Origin of the sequence: Sulfuriferula sp. GW1 (assembly GCF_047300855.1) — a bacterium.
Classification (GTDB): Bacteria; Pseudomonadota; Gammaproteobacteria; order Burkholderiales; family Sulfuriferulaceae; genus Sulfuriferula.
Genome location: NZ_CP170197.1, coordinates 731,290 through 757,017, shown reverse-complemented (window position 1 = coordinate 757,017; position 25,728 = coordinate 731,290). Strand labels below are relative to the sequence as shown.

The following is a 25,728-nucleotide window of genomic DNA, read 5'->3' as shown; positions in this document are numbered from 1 at the left end:
CTCAACTATTAGGCTGGTTTATACTTTGTCTAAATCAGCTCACGAAGGAAAAAAACATCATGAACGACTGCTGTGGAGTCGCCGCCATGCCCGATGTGCAGAACTATGCGGATACGCGCCAGCTCGCCATCAATAAGGTCGGCATCAAATCCATCCGCCACCCGGTCCGGGTCGCCGATAAAAGCGGCGGAGTGCAGCACACCGTGGCCAGCTTCAATATGTACGTCTATCTGCCGCACAATTTCAAAGGCACGCACATGTCGCGCTTTGTCGAAATACTGAACACGCGCGAGCGCGAAATCTCGGTGGAAAATTTCGAGTCCATGATGCGCCAGATGGTTGAACGTCTGGAAGCAGAATCCGGCTACATCGAGATGAATTTCCCCTATTTCATCAACAAGGCCGCGCCGGTATCTGGCGTGCAAAGCCTGATGGACTATGATGTCACCTTCATCGGCGCCATTGAAAATGGCCGCTATACCCACACCACCAAAATCGTGGTGCCGGTTACCAGCCTGTGCCCCTGCTCGAAAAAAATTTCCGACTACGGTGCACACAATCAGCGCTCGCACGTCACCGTCAGCGCGCGCACCAACGGCTTCCTGTGGATCGAGGACATCGTGCGCATGGTGGAAGATCAGGCTTCCTGCGAGCTATACGGCCTGCTCAAGCGTCCCGATGAAAAATACGTCACCGAACATGCTTATGACAATCCCAAGTTTGTCGAAGACATGGTGCGCGACGTTGCGGCTGCATTGGAAAAAGAAACTAAAATAGACGCCTATGTGGTGGAATCGGAAAATTTCGAGTCCATCCATAACCATTCGGCCTACGCCCTGATCGAAAATGACAAGACGCGCCCGACCCAAATCAGTTCCGAGGGGGCCTCATAGATTTTGTTCTGCCAATTCGGCTCGGCCAGATTAAGAACGCTTGTACAGCCGGGCCCGTCAGACACCCATCATGGTTGCGCAGATTGCGCACGATTTGTCCAATACTCAGCTATGCGCGGGTCGGCAACAACCCCGTCGAGCCCCCTGGCATAAATGTGCGCGAGGCTTTTCATCGCCATCACATGGCCATTGTCAGCGGCTTTTTTAAACCAGTACAGCGCCTTGGCATTATCCTGGGGTTCACCATGACCGCTTTCATAGCGTGTCGCCAACCGGTATTGACTCTCTGCATCGCCGTCTTGCGCCAGTTTGTGAATATCCGCTGGACGTTGGTGAAATAATTCCGATACCTTGTAACGGGCGTTTTCCATAAATTGCAGAAACTCGGCGGCAGACCCGAAACCCTGGGATGCAGATTTGGCCAGCATATTGCCCGACAATACCTGTTCGCGCGTATTGGAATCGCGCAGCTTGTACATTTTTCCCAATAGAAACTGCGCTTCGCTGTTGCCTTCTATCGCTGCGCGCTGGAGCCAATATTCGGCTTTTTCCGGGCTCTTCTCCACACCGGCACCGGCCAGATACATTTTGCCCAGGCTTACCTGTGCGTCGGTGTTGCCACGCAGCGCTGCCTTGGTGCGCCAGTCCGCGCTGACCTTGAGATTTTCCGGCACACCGCGCCCCTGCTCATACAGATCACCGAGCATTTTCTGCGCGGCCACATTGCCCTGCATCGCAGCACGCTCAAACCAGTACGCAGCCTGCTTTTCATCCTTTGCGCGCGCCGCATCACCGTGCAGGTATTCGAACGCCAATAATAGTTGCGCACCATCGTTGCCGCGTTCGGCCGCATTGGACAGCATCACGGTTTCTTCCGGGGTCATCGCCTGGCTAATGGACGGAGACAGCATCCCCAGCGCCAGAACGGCCAATACTGCAATTTTTTTATGCATACTTTTCATGTTGTGCGTTTCACGGAATTGATTCAAATATTTAACTGCCAATACCGAATTTTACCTGGACAGGTGCGTAGGGCTGGCATGTAGTCTACGCATTCTCGCCTATCATGCGACAAAAGAGTGTGTGAATTAATAACGCTGGGTGAGCGTCATTATCGTACCCTCACGCTTCATGTCGAGTTGATTGAGAAAACTCATCCCCAGCAACGCAATCGACATGCCGTCGCCTTCCAGCACCATCGCCGGCACCATATTGAGACTGATCCCGCCAATGCGCACATTGTTGAGCAATACCCGGTACGCTACCGCCGTGCCATTGGCTGTGCTCACCAGAGTACGCTGCCCGCTACGGTAATTCACCCCCATTCGATCGGCCTCCCGTGAGCTGATGGCGACTGAACTGGCACCCGTATCCACCATAAAATCGACACTATGACCGTTGATGGTACCGGTAGTAAAAAAGTGCCCGCGTCCGTCCGCATTCAGGCTGACGACAGGCTTGGCTCCTCCGCCACTGCCCGCATAAGATTGCCCCATGCTCAAAACGCGGCGTTTCCCGTCAACTTCGAACGTAGCTGACTGCGCATCGGCAGACAGCAACTTCACCCCCTGCTCCGACTCCCCCGCAGCCAGGACACGCGGTTTGCCGCCATTAACTAACACCATGGCCCTGTCCTTGAACAGTCCGCTCACGTTGATCTGGGTTGCGGTCGCATTTGCGCTCAACAAAAGCGCAACAATTGCCATACAATACAATTTCATTCTATTCATCGCCGCCCCTGAGTTGAATCATGAAAACCGTTGCTATTTTTCGCCATACCCCGTCTGAGGGGCCCGGCTATTTTGCCACTTTTCTGAATAACCATGACATTCCATGGGAAATCATCAAAGTGGATGAAGGCCAACCGATCCCGGACGACCCGACAACCCATGCAGGTCTGGTGTTCATGGGCGGGCCGATGAGCGTGAACGATCCGCTGCCTTGGATTCCGCCCATCCTGCAGCTTATTCGTTCTGCAGTGGCCGCAGATGTCCCTGTGTTGGGCCATTGTCTGGGTGGACAACTGATATCCAAAGCGCTTGGCGGCGTGGTCAAACGCAATCCGGTCAAGGAAATCGGCTGGGGGCAAATTTGCGCAACCGAAAACGATGCTGCCCGAGCCTGGCTGGATGGGCTGACACAGTTCGAGGGTTTCCACTGGCATGGCGAGACATTCTCTCTGCCTGACACTGCCACCCATATCATGAGCAGTGCACATTGTGAAAACCAGGCTTATGTCATCGGCAAGCATCTGGCCATGCAATGCCATATCGAGATGACGCCGACCATGATCCGCTCTTGGTGCAATAGCTGGGCCGATGAAATCGCAACCAGCGAAAGCCCTGCGGTACAGACCCCGGAAATCATGCAAGCCAATATGGAGGATCAACTCCGTGCACTCAACCAGGTAGCGGACCGGCTATATGGGCGCTGGATCAAAGGACTGGCGCAATAATGGAACTGCTGCCGATCAGTCTGGCGCAACTGCAGGGCATGATCGGCCTGAGTCTGCGGTGGCGCGACCTGGATTATGAAATTGTGGAAGTGCTGGAGGATGGCCCTTCACTGGTTGCGCAAAGCATTGCAGCCAATACCGCCATCCAGAGTGACGTGCACGGACGTGCTCGGCGCGAGGTGCAACAGGTAGTCATCATTCCCGTGCTCAACTCCGACAAAACCCAGCTGCATCCTGAATTTCTGGAAATAGAACTGCTTTGACAAAGCCTACAAACAGGCACACGATTACATCATTCATACACCTTACACAGGTCGCACTTTATTTAATGGAGGATGGAAAATGGAAACGGTGAATTACAGCCAGTTCAATTTCGGCAAACGCCTGCGTGAGTATATGCACGAAGTATTCAATCACAGCGGCGTAACCCGTACCGAAGCCGAGTTGACTGATGGCCAGAAAGTGTTCCTGAAGGCGATCAAGCGCGAACTGTTGAAATACGTCGACACTGGCCGTACCGGTTATCCGCATAACCAACTGGAACAGATGGAATCGTTTACACGTACCATCGGCGATCTGCATAACTCCTACTTCGACAACGGCATGCACAAAATAAGCGACTGCCTGTTCAACCGCTGGCGCATGCTATTTGAAGAAACCAAAAAACTTGCCGCTGCCGGCGGAGCCAGCCAGCCTTGCTGGATAGAAAAGATCGAAGTCGAGCAATCCGACATGCCGATGTTTTTTGACGCCTGAACGCAAAGAACATTTTTGAATAAAAAAGCCCGGCATCATTAGCCGGGCTTTTTTATTCAATACCGCAAGAATCGAAAAATCTTATTTTGGAATAAGAAACTTGGATTAGGGCAGGCTAGCCATAGTGCTATGCTAGCCAGCACTAATAATACTACCCGGATGAGGAAACAAAACATGTCCAAACTCGTGAAACCCCACGGTGGTGGTGAGCTGAAGCCATTACTGCTTACCGGCGCTGCACATGACGCCGAACTCGCACGCGCACAAAGTCTGCCCAAGGTACGCATGTCGTCGCGTGAAACCGGTGATCTGATTATGCTGGGTATTGGCGGCTTTACCCCACTGGACGGTTTCATGACCCATGCCGACTGGCAGGGTGTATGTGATGGCTACAAAATGGCCAATGGTCTGTTCTGGCCGATACCCGTTACGCTTTCTACTGATGAAATCAATGCGCAAGGCATCAAGGAAGGTTCGGAGATCGCGCTGGTGGATGGCGCGAGCGGCGAAATCATGGGCACCATGAAGATCACCGAAAAATACACCATCGACAAGGCACACGAGTGCATGATGGTATACAAAACCACCGATCTCGAGCACCCCGGCGTCAAAATGGTCATGGAGCAAGGGCCGGTTAATCTCGCCGGACCGGTTAAAGTATTGTCCACAGGCGGTTTCAAGGAAGAATACGGCGACCAGTTCATGACGCCTGCCGAAACCCGCGCTGCTTTCGAGAAGGCTGGCTGGAGCCGGGTGGCTGCATTCCAGACGCGCAACCCGATGCATCGCTCGCACGAATATCTGGCCAAGATTGCCATCGAAACCATGGACGGCGTACTAATCCACTCACTGCTGGGGGCGCTCAAGCCTGGCGACATTCCTGCTGAGGTACGCTCTGAAGCCATTAGCACCCTGGTTGAAAATTATTTTGCACCCAACACCGTTATTCAGGCCGGCTACCCGCTCGACATGCGTTATGCCGGTCCGCGCGAGGCGCTGCTGCATGCTCTGTTCCGCCAGAATTACGGCTGCTCGCATTTGATCGTCGGTCGCGACCACGCCGGTGTGGGTGACTACTATGGCCCATTCGATGCGCAGAAAATTTTCGACGAAATCCCTGCCGGCTCGCTCGAAACCACCAACATGAACATCGATTGGACCTTCTGGTGCAAAAAATGCGGTGGCATGGCGTCGCAGCGCACATGTCCGCATGGTAAAGATGATCGCATCCTGCTGTCCGGCACCAAAGTGCGTTCGATGCTGTCTGAAGGACAGGATTTGCCGGTGGAATTCAGCCGCCCGGAGGTGGCGAAGGTGTTACAAAAATACTACGCCGGCCTGAGCAAGGAGCAAAACGTCAAAGTTGAATTGAAAGGCCACTCGGCCGCTTGATGCTGCGAAGTCGCATTCGTAGATTGCGGCTGGATTTACAGAATTTGAAGCTCTGAGCCTCCCGGAAGCGGAAGAAGCTGGACAGCCCAGCATTCGCCCCGGCCAAGGCTGGTTCAGCGTCTCAAAGGGCCGCGACTTACGCGGTGTTTTTAACGTAATGGAGACTAAGACATGCCTACCTATGTTCGTACTGACAAGTGCGATGGCTGCAAGGGTCAAGATAAAACCGCTTGTATGTACATCTGCCCGCACGACTTGATGAAGCTGGACAAAGACGGTTCCGAAACCGGTCACGCCATGAAGGCTTTCAACCAGGAACCTGAGCAGTGCTGGGAATGCTATTCCTGCGTGAAAATCTGCCCACAAAACGCAATTGAAGTGCGCCACTATGCCGACATCGTCCCGCTGGGCGGTTCGGTGCAGCCATTGCGCGGCTCCGATTCCATCATGTGGACCATCAAATTCCGCAATGGCACGCTCAAACGCTTCAAATTCCCGATTCGCACGACTCCGGAAGGCTCGATTGACTGCTACGGCGGCAAAGAAACAGCCAAGCTGGAAAACATTACCAAATCAGGATTCTTCACCGCTTCGGGTGGCTATCGCGCCGGTAATCCTGCCGAGTTGATCCGCAAATAAGCTGAGAAATTAACCCAACACATATTGCAGGAGGGAGCGGGCCTGTGCGCCACGCTGAACTGCAAGCTAGGAGATTAGATAATGGCTGGAGAATTTGGTAATCCCGAAGTGGTTCAAGAGGAAGTAGATATCCTCTTCATTGGTGGTGGTATGGCCTGTTGCGGTGCCGCTTACGAAGTCATGCGCTGGGCAGACGCCGCCAAGGCTGAAACCGGCATCGACCTGAAAATCAAACTGGTGGACAAAGCCGCCATGGATCGTTCCGGTGCCGTGGCACAGGGGCTGTCCGCAATCAATACTTATATCGGCACCGAGCAAGATCCGGCCGATTACGCCCGCATGGTATCCAACGACCTGATGGGTATCACCCGCGACGACCTATCCTACGACCTGGGGCGTCACGTGGATGAATCCGTGCACCTGTTCGAAGAATGGGGCCTGCCAATCTGGAAAACCGACGAAAACGGCGAACGCCATGACGGCTCCAAAGGCATGCCTGCATTGAAAGATGGCGGCAAGCCAGTGCGCTCCGGCAAGTGGCAGATCATGATCAACGGCGAATCCTACAAGTGGATTGTTGCCGAAGCCGCCAAGAAAGCGCTCGGCATGGACCGAATCGAAGAGCGTATTTTCATCGTCAAACTGGTCAACGACAAAAACGATCCTTCCCGTATTGCCGGTGCAGTCGGCTTCTCCACACGCGAACACAAGGTGGTCGTATACAAGGCCAAGGCCATCCTGCTGGCAGCTGGCGGTTGCGTTAACCTGTTCCGCCCGCGTTCCGTGGGCGAAGGCCAGGGCCGCGCCTGGTACCCGGTATGGAATGCCGGTTCGACCTACTCGATGGCTGCGGAAGCAGGCGCCGAGCTGACCATGATGGAAAACCGTTTCGTACCCGCCCGTTTCAAGGACGGCTACGGCCCGGTGGGCGCATGGTTCCTGCTGTTCAAAGCCCAGGCCACCAACGCCATTGGCGAAGTGTACATGGTGAAAAACAAGGAACTGCTGAACGACTACCCTCCCTACGGACAAGCAGCTGTACCGGCTTCCTGCCTGCGTAACCACCTGATGCTGAAGGAAATGCGCGAAGGCCGCGGTCCGATTTACATGGATACGGTGACAGCACTGGCCAAACTGCGTGAGACTCTGTCTCCACGTGAAGTGAAGCACTTGGAGGCCGAAGCCTGGGAAGACTTCCTCGACATGTGCGTGGGACAATGCGGCGTATGGGTCGGTGAAAACATCGAACCGGAGAAGAAAAACTCCGAACTGATGCCTACAGAGCCCTACCTGCTGGGTTCGCACTCCGGTTGCTGCGGTATCTGGGTATCCGGCCCCGAGGATCTCGGCGCCCCCACCTCGGAAGAACACGTCGAAGCAGACAAAATCCCGGGCTACCTGCCAAAAGGCTGGAACTGGGGCTATCGCTCCATGACCACGGTCAAGGGTCTGTTCACCGCTGGCGACGGCGTGGGCGCATCCGGCCACAAGTTCTCCTCCGGTTCACATGCCGAAGGCCGCATGTGCGCCAAGGCCATGGTCAAGTACTGCATTGACAACAAGGACTGGAAACCCGAGCTGGACACCTCGCCCGAGCAACTGGTCGCGGACATCTATCAGCCGGTCAAGACCTACCTTGAGTTCAAGGACTACACCACCGCGATCGACATCAACCCGCACTACATCACGCCCAAGATGCTGCAGTTCCGTCTGCAAAAGATCATGGACGAATACGTGGCCGGTGTTGCGACCTACTACCAGACCAACGCTCACATGCTGGCCGTGGCGGAAGAGAAACTGGAAATGCTGAAAGAAGACGCCATGAAGATGCGTGCTAAAGACCTGCACGAACTGCTGCGCGCCTGGGAAAACTACCACCGTATCCTGACGGCGGAAGCTCACATGAAGCATATCCAGTTCCGTGAAGAGTCCCGTTATCCGGGCTTCTACTACCGCATGGACAAAAACTTTGTGGACGAGGAGAACTGGCATTGTTTCGTCAACTCCGTGTACGACAAGAACTCCAAGAAATGGACGGTGTTCAAGCGTGCCCACGTGGATCTGGTGGACAAATCCAAGCTGTTCAAACCTGCCGCGCATTAATGCCGGTATCGCAGTAAAATTGAACCGGGCACCACGGTGCCCGGTTTTTTGTTTCCAAAGCAGTTGGAATACCGACTGCTTTGGAAACCTGATGCACACTTAAAAGCTTTTTGGCCATGGAGTTCACAAAGGGCAGACCTTACGGGAATCACCATTCCTTCGTATTCTTCCCCATAGACTCCGTGTCCTCCGTAGCTACTGAATCACCGTTTATGCAACGAGGCCCATCATGCAACAACCTGACATCAATGATTTCCCCTTCCCGCAAAGCCCGGTTGTGCCACAGCTGGTGGAAGGTGATAAAACCATCCAGTTCCAGTGTCGCAAAGGCATCAAGTGCTGGAATGCATGCTGCAGCAACATCGACATCAGCCTCACGCCATACGACGTACTGCGCTTGAAAAACCACCTCAACATGAGTTCCGGTGATTTTCTGGTCAAATATACCGTTCCATATGAACTCGAGCCCGGCGGCATTGCCGGTATCAAGCTGAAACCGGTCGAGGAAGGCACCGCCTGCCAGTTCATGCGTCCGGAAGGTTGCAGCGTCTACGAAGATCGTCCTACCTCGTGCCGCTACTACCCCGTCGCGCTGCTGTCCATGCGCCGCCAGGACGAAACCACCGATCGTACCTCCTACGCCATGGTGCAGGAAGCGCATTGCCTCGGCCACAATGAACCGCGCAGCATCACCGTCAACGACTATCGCAAGGAACAGGGCGTCGAGATATACGACGAGCTCGGACGCGGCTGGCGCCAGCTCATCCTGAAGAAAAAATCCGCCGGTCCCACCATCGGCAAACCCACGGACCGCAGCCTGCAACTGTTCTTCATGGCCTGCTACGACCTGGACCGTTTCCGCCAGTTCGTCGAGCACCCTTCGTTCCGGGAAGTTTACGACCTCAGCGACACGGAAATGAGCCAGATACTCGGTTCCGAGCCGGAGCTGATGCAATTCGGTTTCCGCTTGCTGCGCCAGGTCATGTTCAATGAGCCCAGCATTGCGCTGAAAGCAGACGCCTACGACAAGCGCCTGTCACGCAAGACCGAACGCGAAGCGATCATGGATGAAATCACCGCCAAAATTCCGGCCGAAGCGATCCGGCACGGCGATCCCAACGACAAATACGAAATCAAAGACTGAGCCCGCCGTGAACGCCCGCACCCTCAACCCGGAATCCAACTTCATCGAGCGCGAGCCGTATTACGAAGCGGTCGGCAGCGAAATCAGCATTTTCGAAGCAGCCTACGCCAACCGTCTGCCGGTATTGCTGAAAGGCCCTACCGGCTGCGGCAAGACGCGCTTCATGGAATACATGGCGTGGCGCCTGAAGCGCCCGCTGATTACCGTCTCCTGCCATGACGACCTCACCGCTTCCGATCTGGTCGGGCGCTACCTGGTCAAGGGCGGCGAGACCGTGTGGGTGGACGGGCCGCTGGCGCGGGCAGTACGTGCCGGCGCGATCTGCTACCTGGATGAAATCGTCGAGGCGCGCAAGGACACCATGGTGGTGATCCACCCGCTGGCCGACGACCGCCGCGCGCTGCCAATGGAAAAGCTCGGCGTCATTGTCGAAGCCAACGCGGATTTCTGCCTGGCCATTTCCTACAATCCCGGTTACCAGAGCGTGCTCAAGGACTTGAAGCAGAGCACCCGACAGCGCTTCGTGGCACTGGAATTCGACTATCCCAACGCCAGCCTGGAAGCAAAAATCGTTGCTGCCGAGAGCGGCGTCGATGCGGCGCTGGCCGAGCGTCTGGTCAAATTCGCCCAGATGACGCGCAACCTCAAGGGCAGCGGCCTGGAAGAAGGCGCCAGCACGCGCCTGCTGATCCATGCCGGCAAGCTCATCGCCAAAGGCGTGCCGCCGGTCATCGCCTGCCAGTGCGCCATCGCGCAGGCGATTACCGATGACGCGGAAATGCTGGCAGCCGTACAGGAATTGTCCTCGTCGCTGTTTTGACTGCCTGAATGGTTCAGCACCCGCCTTTAACCGCCGAAGCCATCGAGACCTTCCTCGAAGAAACGCTGGAGGCCGAATTTTCCTTCCTGCGCCTGGACGAACTGATCGCCGCCATACATCCATTGCCACGGCTACAGCAGGACTATCTGCTCGACTGGGTCAAGCGCATCAGCACCACCAATATCGAAATCGCATACCAGTTCGCCGGACGCGCCGTGCCGCTGCTCGACCAGCTCGACCGGCGCGTCCTGGAAACCTGGGCGCTCACCGCGATGGACACCTACGACCGCACCGGCCTGCGCGATGCGCTGCTGGTCATCCGCAACGTCGAACAGTTCGTCCATACCAGTGAAATCCGCACGTCCGGCACCGTATTTGAAGACATCAGCGGCATCCTGTTCACTTTTATACGCGGCCTGTCCGGTCGCAAGCTCAAGCTGGAGCAGGCCGACGCCCCCTTCACCGACAGCGAAACCTTGTACCTGCCCACCGTTATCGCGTGGATGGAAACGGTGGAAGACAACTTCCGCCTGGCCAAAGCCATGGTCGCGTTCCAGTGGGCGCAAACGCGCTACGGCAGTTTTCGCGTCAACCTGCACGACGCGCTGGCCGACTACCCGGATCAGGCGCATGCGCTGAACTGTTTTTTTGCGCTGGAAACCCTGCGTCTCGATGCCTGCTTGGCGCGCGAACTGCCCGGGCTCTACCGCGACATGCTGGCCCTGCGACAGGCACTCGGTCAAACCGCCCTGCCCGCTGGCTGGGACAGTTTTGCGCATGAACTGGCTGCTCCAGATGCCAGCGTCACCGACACGCTACGCTGCCTGCAATCCGCCTACCCGCACCCGGCGCCCGCGCCGGTCTGCTATCAGGGCGAGCTGCGCCCGGATGCCGTGGCCAGCACGATGGCGGCGCGACTGGAACGCGAAAAAATGCTGTTGCGCGTCAAGCTGGCCGAACTCGTCGACGACCTGCATCCCTCACAACGCGAGGAAGATGAAAAGAAACCGCCGGTGTTCAACCTCAAGGAACCCGAGGAAGGCAACGTCCCCAACATCGACCAGTTCGAGATCACCCTCAACGACATGCCTGTCGCACCGCCGGAAGACGTGCGCCAGCTGATCACCTCGATCAAGCTCGACCTCGGCGACATCCCGCCCGAATACCTCACCCCGGCGGGCGACGGCGAATACGACCCCAAGCTTTACCAGGACGAGGAACGCGACCCGGACGCCGTCTGGCAGGGCACCTACCACGAAGAAGGCGCACACCTCTATCCGGAATGGGATTGCGGCCGCAAGCACTACCGCAAGAACTGGTGTGTGCTGCGTGAAAAGGACGTGCGCCCCGGCGAGGCCGGCTACGTGGCGGAAGTGCTGGCCCGCTATGGCGGCCTGGTCAAGCACCTGCGCAAGACCTTCGAAGCCATGCGCGACGAAAACCGCGTGGAGAAACGCCAGGTACAAGGCGACGAAGTGGACATCGACGCGCTGGTGGAAGCACTGGCCGACGCCCGCGACGGCAGCGAAATGAGCGATCGTCTGTTCACCCGCATGCACCGCTCCGAGCGCAATATCGCGGTGATGTTCATGGTGGACATGAGCGGCTCCACCAAAGGCTGGATCAACGATGCCGAGCGCGAAGCCCTGGTATTGCTGGCCGAGGCGCTGGAAGTGCTGGGCGACCGCTACGCGATTTACGGGTTTTCCGGCATCACCCGCAAGCGCTGCGAGATCTTCCGCGTGAAAAGCTTCGACGAACCCTACACGCCGGCAGTCAAGGCGCGCATCGCCGGCATTGCCCCGCAGGAATACACGCGCATGGGCGTCGCCATCCGCCATCTGTCCAAACTGCTGATCGAGGTCGAGGCCCGCACCAAGCTGCTGATCACCCTTTCCGACGGCAAGCCCGACGATTATTTCGACGTCTACCGCGGCCAGTATGGCATCGAAGACACGCGCCAGTCGCTGATCGAAGCGCGCCGCGCCGGCATTCACCCGTTCTGCATCACCATCGACCGCGAAGCCAAAGCCTATTTGCCGCACATGTACGGCGCCGCCAACTACATCGAAATCGACGACGTGAAAAAATTGCCGCTCAAAGCAGCCGACATCTACCGCAAGCTCACGACCTGATGTTGACGGACCTGCCCAATACCGTATAATGGCGGGCTTGCCGGGTCGGTAGCTCAGCCGGTAGAGCAGCGGACTTTTAATCCGTTTGTCGCGGGTTCGACCCCCGCCCGACCCACCAAAACAGCAAAAAGGCCACGTGAAAACGTGGCCTTTTTGCTTTATGTCAGCAGCGCTTCCTTCCGTCAGTCTTGATCCTGTGTGTCCGTCTCACCCGGCAATGCGCGACGCTTATTGACGCCTTACACCTTACGCGGATGAATGCTTGATAAACCATCCCAGCAACCTTACGATGACTAGTGCGACTAGTTATTATCAGGAGTAAATATCATGCAAGCCTGGCAACTGCAAGAAGCCAAAGCCCGTTTGAGCGAGGTGATTCAGAAAGCCCTTAACGAAGGGCCCCAGGATATTTCCCTGTGCGGTCTCGCTGCGGCGGTGGTGTTGTCTCACGCTGATTACGAACGACTGACCCGACCCAAGCCCAGCTTCACCACCTTCCTGCGCGAATCGCCACTGCACGGCGTGGAACTCGAGCTTGAGCGGGATGCTTCCTCCGCCCGCGAGGTAGGTCTTCGAGTTATCTGATCGACATTAACGTCATTTCCGAGCTCGTCCGGGCGGGACCAGAGCCACGCGTAGTGGAATGGTTCGATGCTCTACCGGATTCCGCGCTGTACTTGAGCGTCCTGACCCTGGGAGAGTTGCGCAAAGATATGGAAAAATTATCCGATGTGGCGCGTCGTGAAAGATTACGACTATGGCTGGAGAACGACCTGCCTGCCTGGTTCAGCAATCATTTATTGCCGGTGAACGCTTCCGTTGCCGACCGCCCGCTGGGGCCGTCTGCTGGCTGAAGCAGCCGCCCCCTGTCCGCTGTCGATAGCCTGCTTGCCGCCACAGCGCTGCATCATGACCTGGGGCTGGTAACGCGCACTGGGAAAGATTTTGAGTTTCCTGGGTTGGTGGTAGTGAATCCGTGGAATGAATGACCCATAGGAAACACCCACTCATTTACCGCCCTGCCCATATCAACCCTGCCGCAAAACGTCACTTTCCGCCTTGGATCATCACTGCGTTGACCATAAATTACGACGCTGCGCACGCCTGAAATAAAAATTTAATGCGCCATGAAAATAGATTAAACATTTAATAAACAAGGATATTTTTGTATAGCCAACAGCCTTTCAGCAACCTCTACAAAAAACTGCCTAGCACAAAATCAAGCTGGCACAGCCGTTGCGACTACCCATTCAAACACTAAAGGTGTTTTGTTCGCTCAACCACTCAGGAGACTTAACATGAACATGTCCGACATTCGCATCAATAAATCTCAAGCAGGCTTCACGCTGATCGAATTGATGATCGTCGTAGCCATTATTGGAATTTTGGCCGCTATAGCGATTCCTAGCTATCAGAACTACACACGTAAAGCCAGATTTTCAGAAATCGTCCAAGGCGCTTCTTCTATCAAACTTGCGGTAGAGGTTTGCGCTCAAGAACAAGGCACTCTTACCAATTGTACTGCAGGTGCAAATGGTGTTCCTCCACTTACCACCGCTGTCGGCGGAAACGCTACCAGTGTAGGCATTGGCTCTGGAGTAACGGGTACAACCGCTACAACCGCTACAATTACAATGATTGCCAACTCTAATGATGCAACCTTGAATGGCCTGACCTATATATTGAATGGCACTGTAGGGGCAGCAGGAACTTCTAATGCTATTTCCTGGGTAAGAGATCCAGCAAGCACTTGCCTTACCGCTGCAGGTGGCCCATTCTGCTAAGCTGTTAGCTGCCTGCGTAAAAGGCCGCCTTTTTGGCGGCTTTTTACTAGGGGATGACCCGTCCTGAAATAAGTTGACACTTTTTGCGATGACGAAAGGAGTGTCAAATGGAATCGAGGGAAAGAAGGAGTCAACGGGATTACACACTGGCTTTTAAATTGAGCGTAGTAGACCAAGTCGAAATGAGCTTGAGCTACAAACAAGCTCAATATCGCTATGGCATCCAGGGACGGTCAACGGTTTTAATCTGGCTACGCAAGCACGGCCGGCTGGATTGGAATAATCTGTCACCTTCCCTTCCCAAAGACTGATCAATGAGCGCTAAACTGTTACCGCTTACGCCCGATCAACGGATCAAGGAACTGGAAGTTCAACTCAAACAGGCCAACGAGAAGGCGCGCTTGTTTGAAGCCATGCTGGATGTGTAGTGGTCAAACATCCCCCGCATAAGCCAGCAGCTTTGCCACGGTGGCTTCGCCCATGCCGGGAATGCTGGCAATCAACTCGGCATCCTGCTTCAGTTCCGGGTGGCCGTCGATATGGTCGTTAATCTCGCGTTGCAGTTGGGCGATCTGTTTGTCGAGCCAGATGATGTGGCTTTCAATGTTGGGCAGAACAGTGGTCTCGCCGCTGGCGTGATGCGCTTCCAGCCGGTTGATTTCCTGTTGATGCATGTCCTTCAGGGCTTGCAGCCGTTCGACCATGGCGCACAGTTGCCGATAGGCCGGGCCCGGCGGCGTCCACACGCTGGGGTGCATGGCGGCACAGAAGCGCGCCAACAAGGCCGCGTCTGCCCGGTCGGTCTTGTTGCGCGCCAGCTCGCTTTGGGCAAAGCCTTTGATGCGGGCAGGATTGACGACGCTGACGGTCCAGCCGAAATCAATCAGCGCCAAGGCGGCCTGCTCGCTGTAAGGGCCGGTGGCTTCCATGCACAGATGGGTGCTGTCGGTGGCCGCGCTGCGTTCTTGCAACCAGGCATTCAGCAGGGTAAAGCCTGATCGGTCGTTACCGACTACTTTGGATTTGATCTTGCCGTTTAACAGGACGGCGCAATCCAGCTTACGTTTCGAGACATCAATTCCGGCATATACCGAGATGACGTGCGCGGCTGCGTTCATCGTTTTACCTTCCTCGTATGCAGGCTCTGGCGCGCTGTTGCCGCGCTGGCCCAAGTTACCGTTCGGTTTTGAGAAACGAGAAATGAGCCGGGGCACCTATCTGACCCACAGGTTTGGCCCCGAAAGGCTGACCTTAAGTCTTGCCGATGTCTCCCGACTCAGCCTGCTCGATCACGTCGGAAAGTTTACTCCCAGGGCTTTCAAGCTCGGCAGGAGAAGGATACGAGGCCTTGCCTTTTGCCAACTCACCCATTAGCATGCCCCACATGGCTAGGCCTTTGCGTATTGAATTTCCCGGCGCGGTGTATCACGTCACGTCGCGTGGCAACAGGCGGAGCCGATTTTTGAGGATGCCGCTGATCGTCAGGCGTTTGTGGGTGTCGTTGCGCTGGCACTCAGGCGTTTTGATGCTTGCGCGCTGGCTTTTTGCCTGATGGGCAATCACTACCATCTGGCGCTGCATACACGCCAACCCAATTTGTCGGCACTGATGCGTCAGATCAACGGGATCTATACCCAGGCTTGCAACCGCCGACATGCCAAGGTGGGGCATTTGTTCCAGGGGCGCTTCAAGGCGATTCTGGTCGATCGTGACGCCTATTTGCTGGAGGTGTGCCGGTATGTGGACCTGAATCCGGTGCGTGCGGCGATGGTAGCTGATCCGGCACAATGGCCGTGGAGCAGCTACCGTGCATACAGGCCTGACGGCGGCTCCGGCCTAGCTGGACACATCGGCGGTGCATGGCTATCTGCTGGGGTACGATGCGGTGTCTGACAGTGACTGTGCACTGGCAGCCAGCCGCTATGTCACGCTGGTGGCGCAGGGTAAGAATGTGCGTCTGTGGGACGATACGCTCAAGGGGCAGATATACTTGGGCGACGACGCGTTCATGACGCGCATGCAAGCACTGTTAGCGCCTGAGCAGGCCAGCGCGGCCGATGTGCCGAGCGTTCAGCGACGATCCTGGCCAGAGAATCTCGCGCATTTTTTCAGCAGCCATCCTCGCAATGAAGCCATCGCGCTGGCGCATATAACCGGTGTGCACACCATGAGCGCGATAGCACAAGAGGCGGGTCTGTCAGTGTCGAGAGTAAGCCGCATTGTAGGAGCGTTGGAAACAGAGAAAGAAAAAGGCAAGGCCTGACCCACCGAAGCTTGGGTGGAAGCGGCATCCCGCCGCTTGGCTGAAACAAAGCACCAAGATGCCGCTTCTACGGGCTTCACTACTGAACAGAGCCACTATTTAGCTGAATGCGCCGCGCATAGTCCGCATTACTCCACATCAATCGCCACTTTCACGTCCTGTACCGAAGCCACCGGTTTGCCGGCCTGGATTGCCGGGAAGAAGCGCCAGGTTTTGAGGGTGCTCAAAATCAGCTGATTGACGCGCGGGTTGGGGGCGGGTTGGGTCAACTCAACCGTTGCGCTGCCGTCGGGCTTGATATGGAAGCGTGCCACCAGCACGGTATGGATGGTTTCATCGCGCAGGTCTTCCGGCAGTTTCGGTTTGGGTTGGTACAGCGCGCGTGCGCCCATTTGCTGGGTGCCGCCCTGGCCGGGGCTGGGGCTGGGGCTGGGGCTGGGGCTGGGGCTGGGGCTGGGGCTGGGGCTGGGGCTGGGGCTGGGTTCAGGTTTGGGCGGCGGAACGGGGGCTGGTTCGGCTTGGGGCGGTGGTGGCTGGGGTACGGGTGGCGTGGGCAATGCAGCTTTCGGCGCGGGCGGCGGCGTTTGCACTGGTTGCGGAGTGGGTCGCACCGGGACAGGGCGTGCCACTTTCTCCGCTTTAACCACCGGCTTGGGCTGGAGTTTTGGCGGTAAGGGCGGTGGCGGCAACTCTATGATGCGTGCGTCTATCGGAGCAGGAGGGATGCTCGCTACCCTGGCGGGCGCAGCGAAAAAAAAACCGAACCCCCACAGCATCAACGCCCACAGCACGAGCGCCATGGGCAGCGGCCACCACGGGTTGATTGGCCGGACTGGCGCAATAACAGTGACGCTATTCATGTGCCACGGCAATCAGGAAATGTTGCGCACCTGCCGCGCGCGCCTGCAGCATGGCTTGCACCACCACGCCTTGCGGGGCTTTGCTGTCTGCCGAAACCACGATGTTTTCCGCGCTGCTGCGCATCAGTGGCTTCAGCGTGGCGGCAAGTGTGGATAGGCTGACCGGCGCGCGGTTGATGAAGAGCTTGCCGTCGGCGGTGACCGACAGCGTCACCGGGGTTTCGGTACTCAGGCGCTCGGCCTTGCCCTGCGGCAGGTTGACCTTGAGCGAGTTGAGGCTCTGCATGGACAGGGACGCCAGCATGAACGTCGCCAGCAGAAAAAACATCACGTCGATCATCGGGATGATTTCGATGCGCCCCTTGCGCTGGACTCTGGCTTTGCGCAGCTTCATGGCCGTGCTCCTGCCGGCCCATGTTCCTGCTCGTCCAGGCGGATATGGTCGATCAGGCGCGTGCCGAGGCGCTCCATTTCATCCATGGTTTGCGCCTGCAGGCGCGAAAAATAGTTGAAGCCGAACAGCGAAATCAGCGCGATGAGCAGGCCCACAGCGGTGGCGATCAGCGCTTGCGCCACGCCGCCGGTCACGCCGGTGGGGTTGACCAGGCCAGCGCCGCCGATCAGCTGAAAAGCGTGCATCATGCCGCCGATGGTGCCCATCAGCCCGAGCAGCGGCGCTGCGGTGACGATGGTTTCCAGCACCCACAGACGGCGCGACAGCGCGGTTTCGATCAGTTGCGCCTCGTCGGCGGCGCGCGATTCCGTCCACCACGCCGGACGGCTGCGGTTGGCTAGCACCACGCTGAAAAAACGCCGGAAATAATTGCGCTGGTTGAGCGCAGTCAGCTTGTGCTCCAGCGTCTCCCAGGCGAATCCGTAGGTTTCCACCAGGTCGAGCAGCTCGCCGGAGAGGCGCGCGTAGCGCCAGTACAGCACCGCTTTTTCGAGCATGATGGCGAGTGCCAGCACGGCCAGCAGTGACAGCGGAAAAATCATGACGCCACCGAGTTTGATGGCGATCCAGCTTTCGTGTAAGTCTTGCATGAAGGTATCTCCTGAGTTATTCCAAGCCGTATTCAAGCAAATACGGCGTTACCGCTGCTTGTTGGTACCAATCGAGAAAAGCAGTTGAAGCCACAGAGAACACAGAGGCCACAGAGTGTGTCGCAGGCTTTGAGGAAAATCGTTTTTTCCCCTTGACGGACAAATCCGGAAAACCACCAATGCATTGTTTTTCTCTGTGGCTAACTGCCATTTTTAGGATCAATCAAAAAAACTTGTCGAGGCTAAAGTAGACCGCGCGACGCGGACCATACTGCGGGGCACCCACGCCGATACCGCTGCCGTCGCGGATCTGGTAGCTTTGGTCGAACAGGTTGAGGATGCTCACGCGGCCTTCGAGTTTGCCCAGTTGAGCTGTATTGAAGGTATGCGCGGCAGCAACGTTGACCTGGACATACGCGGGCAGATGCCCGGTGTTGGCAAAGCCGTTGCGCAGGCCGCTGCCATAGATCGCGTCGGCGCTGTAGGTGGTGTCGCGCCAGCGATACGCAGTGCCGAGCGAGGCGGTGATGCGCTGGTCGTGATCCAGATGCACCCAGTTGTTGGCGATGTAGGCCAGTTCGGCCACATCGAAATTGTACTGGGCCGAGTTGATGCCCCTGCCCAGTGCGGTGGAGTGGGCGAGATTGAGGTAGGCCGAGAAATTATCCTTGCGGTAATTGGCGGTCAGCTCGGCGCCGTATATCCTGCCCTGGCGGTAATTGAACGGCGTATACAGCAGCGCCGAGCCGAACTGGCCTTCGTCCAGCATGTTTTTCACCGTTTTGTAATAGCTGTCCAGCCCCAGCGTGAGGTGCGGCGTGAGCTGGTGGCTGAGGCCGATATCGAAGTAGTCAGATGATTCGGATTTGACCGCATCGTTCTGCGTGCCCGGCGGCGCATTGGTGGTGCCCTGGAAGCTCGCCACGGTCTGGCCGCTGATCAGCTCGTTGGGCGGTGGCGTAAAGTAGCGCGCATAACCCGCATGCAAGGTGGTCTCCGGATCGATCTGATACACCGCACCGAGGCGCGGACTCAACTGGTGGCCGGTGACGTAGGCGTCCACCTGGTCAAAGCGCGCGCCGTAATTGATGGTGAGCTTGTCGCTGGCTTTCCATTCGTCCTGCGCGTAGACGCCGTACAGATTGGCGGTTTTGCTGTTGTTGTCGGTAAAGCCGAAGGGCGTGGTGCTGGTCTGGTTGCCGGCGCTGTCGGCCGGGAAGGTGAGCACGTCATTGTTGTTATCGAGGTGCTCCTGGCTGAAGAACACACCGCTGCGCAGGGTGTGCCGGGAGTTCAGATGATAACTGCCGTCGGCTTGCAGCCCGTTGGCCTGGCTGGTACGCAGCACGCGCGAGGCAACACCGGTGTAGAGGAGATCGCCGGTGGTGTCCGGCTCGAACAACACCTTCGAATAACGGCTGAACGCCGCAACCTGGTAATCGAATTGATCGCCCAGCGTGCCTTGCAGCGCAAGGATGCCGTAGCGCGTGGTTTCGCGCTGGCGCTCGTCGAGGCTGGCGGACGGATAACTGGTGACGCCGTTCAGCGTGTAATTCGGCGTCTGGCCGGGCACATTGGGAATCTGGAACTTGTTGTCGGAACTGCCCAGAATCAGGCTCAGTTTTGCACTATCACTGAGCAGGTAGGAGAAGTAGCCGAAGCCCTTGTTCTGGTGTGTGGTGTCGTGGATGGCGCTGGTCGAGGCGGTGGGGTTTTCAATGCCGAGATCGTTTTTGAGGGCCGAGGCATTCAGGTAGTAATTCAGCTTGCCATTGTGCCCGCTCACTTCGCCCGACAGCTCGCGCGTGTTGTGGCTGCCCACGGTCACGCCGATGCGTCCGCCGTTATCGAACTCGCCGCTTTTGGTATGGATATCCACCACGCCGGCGGTGCGGTCGCCATATTGCGCCGGCAACGCACCGGTGAGCAGATTGATGCTCTCGGCAAAGCGCGTATCCAGCGACTGGCCAAAGCCGGTGATGGCCTCCGGCATGATGATGTCGTTGATGCGGTACTGCACGTTGCCGTGGTCGCCGCGAATATGCAGCTGGCCGTAAGAATCCTGCGCCACGCCGGGCGCCTGCAACAACACCTGGTTGAGCGGCGTGCTGGCGCCTTGCGGCAGCGCGGCCACATCCTTGGCGCTGATGCGGTAATTACTGCTGCCGGTATCCACTGCGATGCCGTTGCGCGGACGCTCCCGTTTGCGCGCCGTCACCTTGACTTCCAGCGCCTGCGTGCTGGCCAGGGTAATGGTGCTGGATTTTCCCGCATCGGCGCTCAGCGTGACGATGTCGGTGCCGGTCTGGAAGTTGGCCTTGTCCACCACCACCGCATAAATGCCGGGCGCCAGCCGGGAGAAACTGAAATGGCCTTGCGCGTCGCTTTGCGTGACACCCTGAGTTTTGCCGTCGGGCGATTGCAGCTTGATCGAGGCTGCAGCGACGGCATGCCCCAGCGTGTCATTGACCCGGCCTTCAATCTGTCCGGGTTGAATGGCAGCCGCGCGCGCCGGTGCGATGACCGCAAATGCGAGCGCAAACGCCGCGCCCATGCGGGATAAACGAATATTCATAAGCCTGACTCCAGTAAGCAAAATGCCACACGCGCACGCTGCCAGGCGCGCGCGTTACATACTTAAAAACAGTGGATCAGGCTAATGGAGGGGCGTGAGAAGGGGGACGGACGTGGCGGCGCAGAACAGGATAAACAACACGTACCGGTTGCGCCGCAATCCAGTAGGCAAGGATAAGCGCCACCATCGGCAGCACAGCCGCAATCATGGGTGTACCACCCGAGAAATGGGTAGCAAGATTACATGCAGGGCAGTCATCCTGCTGGGTGCTCAGGTCATGATGATGCTGAGTCAGCGCGACAAGCTGCAGGCTGAGCAACACGGCCAGAAAAAAATTCAGTGCGCTGCGCAGGCGTAACCTGGCGGGTTTTAGCTTGCTGGTGGATTGCATGGGCTAACTATAAAGGGGTGCCGGGTTCGGATCAAATACAATTTTACTGAAGGGGGAATGCACTCAGGAGACCGGATGCGTTTCGACAAGTTCAGCATTCGCCAAAAAATTTCGGCGCTGCATAAAACGGATGGTCATGGATAAACGGCTACAATACTGTTGATTACAGCAGCATTCAGAAATCGAATCTTTCAGCAGAAATCGGAGTTGACCATGCAGGCATCCTTTGCACTTCTGGAAAAGTACAGCAAGCCCGGCCCACGCTATACCTCCTACCCTACCGCGCCCTATTTCAGCACGGCTTTCAGCGAGGCCGACTGGCGCGCCGAGTTGGCGCGCTCCCAGGCCAGCGGACGCGATCTCTCGCTTTACGTGCATATCCCGTTCTGCGACAGCCTGTGCTACTACTGCGGCTGCAACATGGTGGCGACGCAGGATTACACCAAAGCGACCGCCTATCTTGACGTGCTGTTCGACGAAATCGAACGCAGCGCCAAGGCAGCCGGCGGCGGGCGCGTGGTACGCCAGATCCACTGGGGCGGCGGCACGCCCACCTACCTCAAGCCCGCCGATATCCTGCGTCTGTCGCAGCATCTGCGCAGCCATTTCCAGGTGACCGATGACGCAGAGGCCGGGTGTGAAGTCGATCCGCGCGAACTCTCCCGCGAGCACGTACAGGCCCTCAAACAGGCGGGTTTCAATCGCATCAGCCTGGGGGTGCAAGACCTCGACGAGCGCGTGCAGCGCGCGGTGAACCGGCTGCAACCGCTGGCGCTGATCCAGCAGGTGTATGGCTGGATGCGCAGTGAGGGTTTCAACAGCATCAACATGGACTTGATGGTGGGATTGCCGCACCAGACCTTGGCCAGCTTCAACGCCACGCTGGATGAAATCCTCGCCATGTCCCCCGACCGGCTGGCGGTATTCGGTTATGCGCACGTGCCCTGGCTCAAAAAACACCAGAAGCTCATTCAGGAGCCGGATCTGCCTGATTTCGCCACCCGTATCAGCCTGCAGGAGTTGATCCAGCGCCGTCTGTCCGAGGCGGGTTATGTTTATATCGGCATGGATCATTTTGCCAAACACGACGATGAACTGGTGCGCGCCCAACAGCAGAAAACTCTATGGCGCAACTTTCAGGGCTACACCACGCACCGCGACTGCGACATCCTGGCCTTCGGCGCATCGGCCATCAGCCAGACCGACGAAGTTTACGCGCAAAATTTCAAGCGCCTAGCGGACTATCACGCCAGCGTGGCGCAAGGCAGCCTGCCCATCGAGCGCGGCCTGCGCATCAGCCAGGACGACAAAATCCGCCGCGATGCCATCACCCGCATCATGTGCGACATGGAACTGGACAAGGCGGCATTCGCCCACGCATGGGGGCTGGATTTCGACACCTACTTTGCGCAGAGCCTGACGGATCTGCAGGATCTGTCCGCAGATGGGCTGGTCGAGCTCACCCCCGAAAAGGTACGCGTGACCGAAGCCGGGCGGATTTTTCTGCGCAATATCGCCATGGCGTTCGACGCTTATCTGCACCAGACGGAGGGTGCCGCCCCGCGCTACTCGCGTACTGTGTAGGCGCCAGCCTGGCGTATCAGCTTCGAAAAAACCGCTGCGAGCGCAGAAGGCCGGCATTAGCGCGGGTTACCGGCGAAAGTTTTCTCGCGGATAAGTCTGGATAAACCACCACTACGTATACAGGGTCAGCAGACGAATTCTTCGTCCGTCTGGCACAGGCAAGGAAAAACTGAACATGCTATCCATGAATGTAGGTCCGTTCGCATTATCGGGCACTGTACTGCTGTTGCTGGCAGCCGGGCTGGTGGCGGCTGGCGTAGGCCACCTGGTTGGGCGGCGCCAGCAAACCGGGATCGTCAATACCCTGAGCGACATGCTGATCGCCGGGGCGATCGTGGCGCGCATCGCCTTTGTCGCCCTCTGGTTCGACGCGTACCGCAGCAGCCCCTGGTCGATGCTCGATATCCGCGACGGCGGTTTCACGCCCTGGGCCGGGGTGGCGGCGGCGCTGCTGGTGGCAATCTGGCGCGGCTGGCGTCAGCCGGCACTGCGCAAACCGCTGCTGCTGGGGCTGACGGCAGGCGCGCTGGTGTGGGGCGCGCTGTTCGGTGCACTGCGCACGACTGAACGGCCGGCGCTGCCCAGGCTGGCATTGACGACGCTTGCCGGAGCGCCGACCAGCCTTGCTGCGCTGGCCGACGGCAAACCCATGGTCGTCAATCTGTGGGCGAGCTGGTGCCCGCCGTGCCGGCGCGAAATGCCGGTGCTCGCCGCTGCGCAACAACGCGAAACCGGGGTCCGTTTCGTGTTCGTCAATCAGGGTGAGGATAGGGCGGCGGCGCAACGCTACCTCAGCGCAGGTCAACTCAATCTCGCCAATGTGCTGCTCGATCCGGGCGCGGCGCTCGGGCGTGAAGTCGGCTCGGGCGCGTTGCCCACCACCCTGTTCTATGACGCCAATGGACGGCTGGTCGATAACCACCTGGGTGAGCTGTCCGCTGCTTCGCTGGCGTCCAAATTGGACCCGTTGCGCACTCCCGCCGGCGCGTCGGGCAGAGATTGAGACCCGATGATCAAGAATCCCCTGGCGTCTATTGCGGCAATACCGGGCACGATGCGCCGAGTCTGGCACGGTTTGTCGACACGTAAACGGACCATTCTGACGTTGCTGTTACTGGTGCTGGCATGGCAGGGGATACTGGGCGGTCTGCGCCTGCTGGATAACCCGGCGCTGTCTGAAATACAGGCGACGATGCTATCGGGCGAATCGACTAACCTGGCCGCGCTGGCCGACGGCAAACCCATGGTCGTCAATCTTTGGGCAAGCTGGTGCCCGCCGTGCCGACACGAAATGCCGATGCTCGCCGCCGCGCAACAACGCGAAACCGGGGTGAGCTTTGTCTTTGCCAATCAGGGTGAAAACGCGACAACCGTGCAGCGCTATCTGTCCGCCGGCCAGCTTGATCTGACTAATGTCATGCTTGATCGAGACACCCGGCTGGGTACTGTGGCCGGCTCGATGATGTTACCCATCACACTGTTCTACGACGCGAATGGACGGCTGGTCGATACCCATCTGGGTGAGCTATCGGCGGCTGCACTGGCGCACAAATTAGACCGGTTGCGTGCGCACTGAATTTCACCAGCAATGGCGTACTCAATGAACTGTTTTGACGGAATTCGATAATCCCGCTTTGCGTCGCACTTTGCACATGATGATCCCCTGATTATGGATGGCGCTTAACTTTTGCCTTTTGCCTTTTGCCTTTTGCCTTTTGCCTTTAGCACCCTTCGGTCGGCAGCGGCGTAATTGCCTTACTTCATGTAATAGAGAAAATTCTCATACGGCGCTTCAGCCACCTTGAACCACTGGATTTCGCTGTCGCGGAATTTTTTCCATTCGCTGTAGATGGTCCTGAACGCCGGGTTCCGGGCGGATTCCTCGTCGTAGAGTGCAAACGCCGCAGCGCGCGCGGCGAGCATGACATCCTTGGGGAAGGCGTGCAGCTTGACGCCGTTCTGCACCAGACGCATCAGGGCGGGAGCATTGACGGTATCGTAGCGCGCCAGCATGGCCATGTTGGCTTCCACCGCAGCGACTTCGAACGCCTGCCGGTATTGTTCGGGCAGCGCATTCCATTTTTGCAGGTTGACCATGAACGACAGCTGCGGGCCGCCTTCCCACCAGCCCGGATAGTAGTAATTTTTCGCGATTTTGTAGAAGCCGAGTTTTTCGTCGTCATAAGGCCCCACCCACTCGGCAGCGTCGAGCGCACCGCGTTCCAGCGCCGGATAGATGTCGGCGCCGGCCAGCGTCTGCGGCACCGCGCCGAGCCGTGCCATGATCTTGCCGCCGAGTCCGGGAATGCGCATTTTCAGTCCCTTGAGGTCAGCCAGTGACCTGATCTCGTGGCGGAACCAGCCGCCCATCTGGGTGCCGGTATTGCCGCCGGGAAACTGGATGATATTGTAGCCTTTGAAGAAATCGCGCATCAGCGCAATACCGCCGCCGGAATACATCCAGGCGTTTTGCTGGCGTGCGGTGAGGCCGAACGGCAACGCGCAGTCGAAAGCAAACGCCATGTTTTTGCCCACGTAGTAGTAGCTCGCCGAATGGCCGCATTCCACCGTGCCGTTCTGCACCGCATCCAGCACCTGCAGGCCGGGCACCAGCTCGCCGCCGGCGAATACGCGAATCTCGAATTTGCCGTTGGTGAGTGCGGATACGCGCCTGGACAGCAGTTCTGCTGCGCCGTAAATGGTATCCAGGCTCTTGGGAAAACTGGACGCCATGCGCCATTTTATGACGGGCGAATCGGCCGCCTGCGTTGGTAGCGCAGCAAGCGCCGCACCGCCTGCCAGACCCATCCCGCCTGCACCCTTCAGAAAATCGCGTCGTTTCATTGTTATCCTCCCGTGTTTAGCGGGTAAAATTATAAAGACCAAACTC

General features: G+C 57.6%; 27 protein-coding genes, 1 tRNA gene and 1 pseudogene. 20 read left to right on the top strand and 9 right to left on the bottom strand.

The features are described from left to right. Positions 1–59: 59 nt before the first annotated feature. A complete protein-coding gene (gene folE2, locus ACFDAU_RS03840; RefSeq protein ID WP_413438699.1) occupies positions 60–893 on the top strand; it encodes a GTP cyclohydrolase FolE2 in 834 nt (277 codons plus the stop codon). Positions 894–961: 68 nt separating this feature from the next. On the opposite strand, the gene ACFDAU_RS03835 is transcribed toward folE2, so the two are convergent. After that, the gene (locus ACFDAU_RS03835) at positions 962–1,846 is read right to left on the bottom strand and encodes a tetratricopeptide repeat protein (protein ID WP_413438698.1); all 885 of its coding nucleotides are present in this window, start codon (positions 1,844–1,846) and stop codon (positions 962–964) included. Between the two features lie 135 nt (positions 1,847–1,981). Then, positions 1,982–2,578 carry a TIGR02281 family clan AA aspartic protease gene (locus tag ACFDAU_RS03830; RefSeq protein ID WP_413438697.1) on the bottom strand — a complete coding sequence of 199 codons (597 nt, stop codon included), beginning with the start codon at positions 2,576–2,578 and terminating at the stop codon, positions 1,982–1,984. 65 nt (positions 2,579–2,643) lie between these two features. Between ACFDAU_RS03830 and ACFDAU_RS03825 the strand changes: the two genes are divergently transcribed. The 14 genes and pseudogenes from ACFDAU_RS03825 to ACFDAU_RS03760 form a co-directional block, all read left to right on the top strand. Next, on the top strand, positions 2,644–3,348 hold the full coding sequence (locus ACFDAU_RS03825) for a type 1 glutamine amidotransferase (protein ID WP_413438696.1): 705 nt from the start codon (positions 2,644–2,646) through the stop codon (positions 3,346–3,348). Next, entirely contained in the window at positions 3,348–3,611 is a 264-nt protein-coding gene (locus ACFDAU_RS03820) for a hypothetical protein (RefSeq protein WP_413438695.1), read from the top strand. The genes ACFDAU_RS03825 and ACFDAU_RS03820 overlap by 1 nt, the downstream gene beginning before the upstream one ends. A 79-nt stretch (positions 3,612–3,690) precedes the next feature. After that, positions 3,691–4,104 (top strand): hypothetical protein, encoded by a 414-nt coding sequence (locus tag ACFDAU_RS03815; RefSeq protein ID WP_413438694.1) that lies wholly within the window; start codon positions 3,691–3,693, stop codon positions 4,102–4,104. A 174-nt stretch (positions 4,105–4,278) separates the two neighbouring features. Beyond that, the gene (gene sat, locus ACFDAU_RS03810; RefSeq protein WP_413438693.1) at positions 4,279–5,496 is read left to right on the top strand and encodes a sulfate adenylyltransferase; all 1,218 of its coding nucleotides are present in this window, start codon (positions 4,279–4,281) and stop codon (positions 5,494–5,496) included. Positions 5,497–5,667: 171 nt separating this feature from the next. Then, positions 5,668–6,135, top strand: a complete 468-nt coding sequence (gene aprB, locus ACFDAU_RS03805; protein ID WP_124704962.1) for an adenylyl-sulfate reductase subunit beta — start codon at positions 5,668–5,670, stop codon at positions 6,133–6,135. An 81-nt stretch (positions 6,136–6,216) separates the two neighbouring features. Next, positions 6,217–8,238: an adenylyl-sulfate reductase subunit alpha gene (gene aprA / locus ACFDAU_RS03800; protein WP_413438692.1), complete on the top strand. Its 2,022-nt coding sequence runs from the start codon at positions 6,217–6,219 to the stop codon at positions 8,236–8,238. A gap of 229 nt (positions 8,239–8,467) precedes the next feature. Further along, positions 8,468–9,382 (top strand): YkgJ family cysteine cluster protein, encoded by a 915-nt coding sequence (locus ACFDAU_RS03795; protein ID WP_413438691.1) that lies wholly within the window; start codon positions 8,468–8,470, stop codon positions 9,380–9,382. Between the two features lie 7 nt (positions 9,383–9,389). Further along, the gene (locus ACFDAU_RS03790) at positions 9,390–10,202 is read left to right on the top strand and encodes a CbbQ/NirQ/NorQ/GpvN family protein (RefSeq protein WP_413438690.1); all 813 of its coding nucleotides are present in this window, start codon (positions 9,390–9,392) and stop codon (positions 10,200–10,202) included. A gap of 8 nt (positions 10,203–10,210) precedes the next feature. Beyond that, positions 10,211–12,337 (top strand): nitric oxide reductase activation protein NorD, encoded by a 2,127-nt coding sequence (locus ACFDAU_RS03785; RefSeq protein ID WP_413438689.1) that lies wholly within the window; start codon positions 10,211–10,213, stop codon positions 12,335–12,337. A 42-nt stretch (positions 12,338–12,379) separates the two neighbouring features. After that, a tRNA-Lys gene (locus ACFDAU_RS03780) sits at positions 12,380–12,455 on the top strand. A 209-nt stretch (positions 12,456–12,664) separates the two neighbouring features. Then, entirely contained in the window at positions 12,665–12,922 is a 258-nt protein-coding gene (locus ACFDAU_RS03775; protein WP_413438688.1) for a type II toxin-antitoxin system prevent-host-death family antitoxin, read from the top strand. Positions 12,923–12,975: 53 nt separating this feature from the next. Then, positions 12,976–13,191 (top strand): hypothetical protein, encoded by a 216-nt coding sequence (locus tag ACFDAU_RS03770; RefSeq protein WP_413438687.1) that lies wholly within the window; start codon positions 12,976–12,978, stop codon positions 13,189–13,191. A gap of 450 nt (positions 13,192–13,641) precedes the next feature. Then, entirely contained in the window at positions 13,642–14,121 is a 480-nt protein-coding gene (locus ACFDAU_RS03765; protein ID WP_413439498.1) for a pilin, read from the top strand. A 107-nt stretch (positions 14,122–14,228) separates the two neighbouring features. After that, positions 14,229–14,546: pseudogene (locus tag ACFDAU_RS03760) on the top strand (IS3 family transposase); the annotation flags it as partial. 6 nt (positions 14,547–14,552) lie between these two features. Here ACFDAU_RS03760 and ACFDAU_RS03755 read toward each other — a convergent pair. Beyond that, positions 14,553–15,239 (bottom strand): IS110 family transposase, encoded by a 687-nt coding sequence (locus ACFDAU_RS03755; RefSeq protein WP_413438686.1) that lies wholly within the window; start codon positions 15,237–15,239, stop codon positions 14,553–14,555. Between the two features lie 289 nt (positions 15,240–15,528). Here ACFDAU_RS03755 and ACFDAU_RS03750 point away from each other — a divergent pair, with 289 nt between their 5' ends. Together ACFDAU_RS03750 and ACFDAU_RS03745 are read left to right on the top strand one after the other, a co-directional pair. Next, positions 15,529–16,014 (top strand): transposase, encoded by a 486-nt coding sequence (locus ACFDAU_RS03750; RefSeq protein ID WP_413439497.1) that lies wholly within the window; start codon positions 15,529–15,531, stop codon positions 16,012–16,014. Next, positions 16,007–16,384, top strand: a complete 378-nt coding sequence (locus ACFDAU_RS03745; RefSeq protein WP_413438685.1) for a hypothetical protein — start codon at positions 16,007–16,009, stop codon at positions 16,382–16,384. The genes ACFDAU_RS03750 and ACFDAU_RS03745 overlap by 8 nt, the downstream gene beginning before the upstream one ends. 128 nt (positions 16,385–16,512) lie before the next feature. On the opposite strand, the gene ACFDAU_RS03740 is transcribed toward ACFDAU_RS03745, so the two are convergent. The 5 genes from ACFDAU_RS03740 to ACFDAU_RS03720 all read right to left on the bottom strand — a co-directional run bounded on the left by ACFDAU_RS03740 (position 16,513) and on the right by ACFDAU_RS03720 (position 21,254). Continuing rightward, positions 16,513–17,244 carry an energy transducer TonB gene (locus ACFDAU_RS03740; RefSeq protein ID WP_413438684.1) on the bottom strand — a complete coding sequence of 244 codons (732 nt, stop codon included), beginning with the start codon at positions 17,242–17,244 and terminating at the stop codon, positions 16,513–16,515. Beyond that, positions 17,237–17,638 carry an ExbD/TolR family protein gene (locus ACFDAU_RS03735; protein WP_413438683.1) on the bottom strand — a complete coding sequence of 134 codons (402 nt, stop codon included), beginning with the start codon at positions 17,636–17,638 and terminating at the stop codon, positions 17,237–17,239. Before ACFDAU_RS03735 ends, ACFDAU_RS03740 begins: the two co-directional genes overlap by 8 nt. Continuing rightward, positions 17,635–18,288, bottom strand: a complete 654-nt coding sequence (locus tag ACFDAU_RS03730) for a MotA/TolQ/ExbB proton channel family protein (protein WP_124704973.1) — start codon at positions 18,286–18,288, stop codon at positions 17,635–17,637. Before ACFDAU_RS03730 ends, ACFDAU_RS03735 begins: the two co-directional genes overlap by 4 nt. 223 nt (positions 18,289–18,511) lie before the next feature. Next, positions 18,512–20,863 (bottom strand): TonB-dependent receptor, encoded by a 2,352-nt coding sequence (locus tag ACFDAU_RS03725; RefSeq protein ID WP_413438682.1) that lies wholly within the window; start codon positions 20,861–20,863, stop codon positions 18,512–18,514. A 76-nt stretch (positions 20,864–20,939) separates the two neighbouring features. Continuing rightward, the gene (locus ACFDAU_RS03720; RefSeq protein WP_413438681.1) at positions 20,940–21,254 is read right to left on the bottom strand and encodes a hypothetical protein; all 315 of its coding nucleotides are present in this window, start codon (positions 21,252–21,254) and stop codon (positions 20,940–20,942) included. A 213-nt stretch (positions 21,255–21,467) separates the two neighbouring features. Between ACFDAU_RS03720 and hemN the strand changes: the two genes are divergently transcribed. From hemN to ACFDAU_RS03705, 3 genes are all read left to right on the top strand, one after another. Beyond that, the gene (gene hemN / locus ACFDAU_RS03715) at positions 21,468–22,838 is read left to right on the top strand and encodes an oxygen-independent coproporphyrinogen III oxidase (RefSeq protein WP_413438680.1); all 1,371 of its coding nucleotides are present in this window, start codon (positions 21,468–21,470) and stop codon (positions 22,836–22,838) included. Positions 22,839–23,013: 175 nt separating this feature from the next. Then, positions 23,014–23,841 carry a TlpA family protein disulfide reductase gene (locus ACFDAU_RS03710; RefSeq protein WP_413438679.1) on the top strand — a complete coding sequence of 276 codons (828 nt, stop codon included), beginning with the start codon at positions 23,014–23,016 and terminating at the stop codon, positions 23,839–23,841. A 6-nt stretch (positions 23,842–23,847) separates the two neighbouring features. Further along, a complete protein-coding gene (locus ACFDAU_RS03705; RefSeq protein ID WP_413438678.1) occupies positions 23,848–24,414 on the top strand; it encodes a TlpA family protein disulfide reductase in 567 nt (188 codons plus the stop codon). A 179-nt stretch (positions 24,415–24,593) separates the two neighbouring features. Here the strand turns inward: ACFDAU_RS03705 and ACFDAU_RS03700 are convergent, their stop codons facing one another. Next, positions 24,594–25,682 carry a TRAP transporter substrate-binding protein gene (locus ACFDAU_RS03700; RefSeq protein WP_413438677.1) on the bottom strand — a complete coding sequence of 363 codons (1,089 nt, stop codon included), beginning with the start codon at positions 25,680–25,682 and terminating at the stop codon, positions 24,594–24,596. Between the last annotated feature and the right edge of the window lie 46 nt (positions 25,683–25,728).

Bases quoted from the DNA above. Each gene is read 5' to 3' on its own strand.
- folE2 (WP_413438699.1), top strand. From the start codon at position 60: ATGAACGACTGCTGTGGAGTCGCCGCCATGCCCGATGTGCAGAACTAT.
- ACFDAU_RS03835 (WP_413438698.1), bottom strand. From the start codon at position 1,846: ATGCATAAAAAAATTGCAGTATTGGCCGTTCTGGCGCTGGGGATGCTG.
- ACFDAU_RS03825 (WP_413438696.1), top strand. From the start codon at position 2,644: ATGAAAACCGTTGCTATTTTTCGCCATACCCCGTCTGAGGGGCCCGGC.
- ACFDAU_RS03820 (WP_413438695.1), top strand. From the start codon at position 3,348: ATGGAACTGCTGCCGATCAGTCTGGCGCAACTGCAGGGCATGATCGGC.
- ACFDAU_RS03815 (WP_413438694.1), top strand. From the start codon at position 3,691: ATGGAAACGGTGAATTACAGCCAGTTCAATTTCGGCAAACGCCTGCGT.
- sat (WP_413438693.1), top strand. From the start codon at position 4,279: ATGTCCAAACTCGTGAAACCCCACGGTGGTGGTGAGCTGAAGCCATTA.
- aprB (WP_124704962.1), top strand. From the start codon at position 5,668: ATGCCTACCTATGTTCGTACTGACAAGTGCGATGGCTGCAAGGGTCAA.
- aprA (WP_413438692.1), top strand. From the start codon at position 6,217: ATGGCTGGAGAATTTGGTAATCCCGAAGTGGTTCAAGAGGAAGTAGAT.
- ACFDAU_RS03795 (WP_413438691.1), top strand. From the start codon at position 8,468: ATGCAACAACCTGACATCAATGATTTCCCCTTCCCGCAAAGCCCGGTT.
- ACFDAU_RS03785 (WP_413438689.1), top strand. From the start codon at position 10,211: ATGGTTCAGCACCCGCCTTTAACCGCCGAAGCCATCGAGACCTTCCTC.
- ACFDAU_RS03775 (WP_413438688.1), top strand. From the start codon at position 12,665: ATGCAAGCCTGGCAACTGCAAGAAGCCAAAGCCCGTTTGAGCGAGGTG.
- ACFDAU_RS03765 (WP_413439498.1), top strand. From the start codon at position 13,642: ATGTCCGACATTCGCATCAATAAATCTCAAGCAGGCTTCACGCTGATC.
- ACFDAU_RS03755 (WP_413438686.1), bottom strand. From the start codon at position 15,239: ATGAACGCAGCCGCGCACGTCATCTCGGTATATGCCGGAATTGATGTC.
- ACFDAU_RS03740 (WP_413438684.1), bottom strand. From the start codon at position 17,244: ATGAATAGCGTCACTGTTATTGCGCCAGTCCGGCCAATCAACCCGTGG.
- ACFDAU_RS03735 (WP_413438683.1), bottom strand. From the start codon at position 17,638: ATGAAGCTGCGCAAAGCCAGAGTCCAGCGCAAGGGGCGCATCGAAATC.
- ACFDAU_RS03730 (WP_124704973.1), bottom strand. From the start codon at position 18,288: ATGCAAGACTTACACGAAAGCTGGATCGCCATCAAACTCGGTGGCGTC.
- ACFDAU_RS03725 (WP_413438682.1), bottom strand. From the start codon at position 20,863: ATGAATATTCGTTTATCCCGCATGGGCGCGGCGTTTGCGCTCGCATTT.
- ACFDAU_RS03720 (WP_413438681.1), bottom strand. From the start codon at position 21,254: ATGCAATCCACCAGCAAGCTAAAACCCGCCAGGTTACGCCTGCGCAGC.
- hemN (WP_413438680.1), top strand. From the start codon at position 21,468: ATGCAGGCATCCTTTGCACTTCTGGAAAAGTACAGCAAGCCCGGCCCA.
- ACFDAU_RS03710 (WP_413438679.1), top strand. From the start codon at position 23,014: ATGCTATCCATGAATGTAGGTCCGTTCGCATTATCGGGCACTGTACTG.
- ACFDAU_RS03705 (WP_413438678.1), top strand. From the start codon at position 23,848: ATGATCAAGAATCCCCTGGCGTCTATTGCGGCAATACCGGGCACGATG.
- ACFDAU_RS03700 (WP_413438677.1), bottom strand. From the start codon at position 25,682: ATGAAACGACGCGATTTTCTGAAGGGTGCAGGCGGGATGGGTCTGGCA.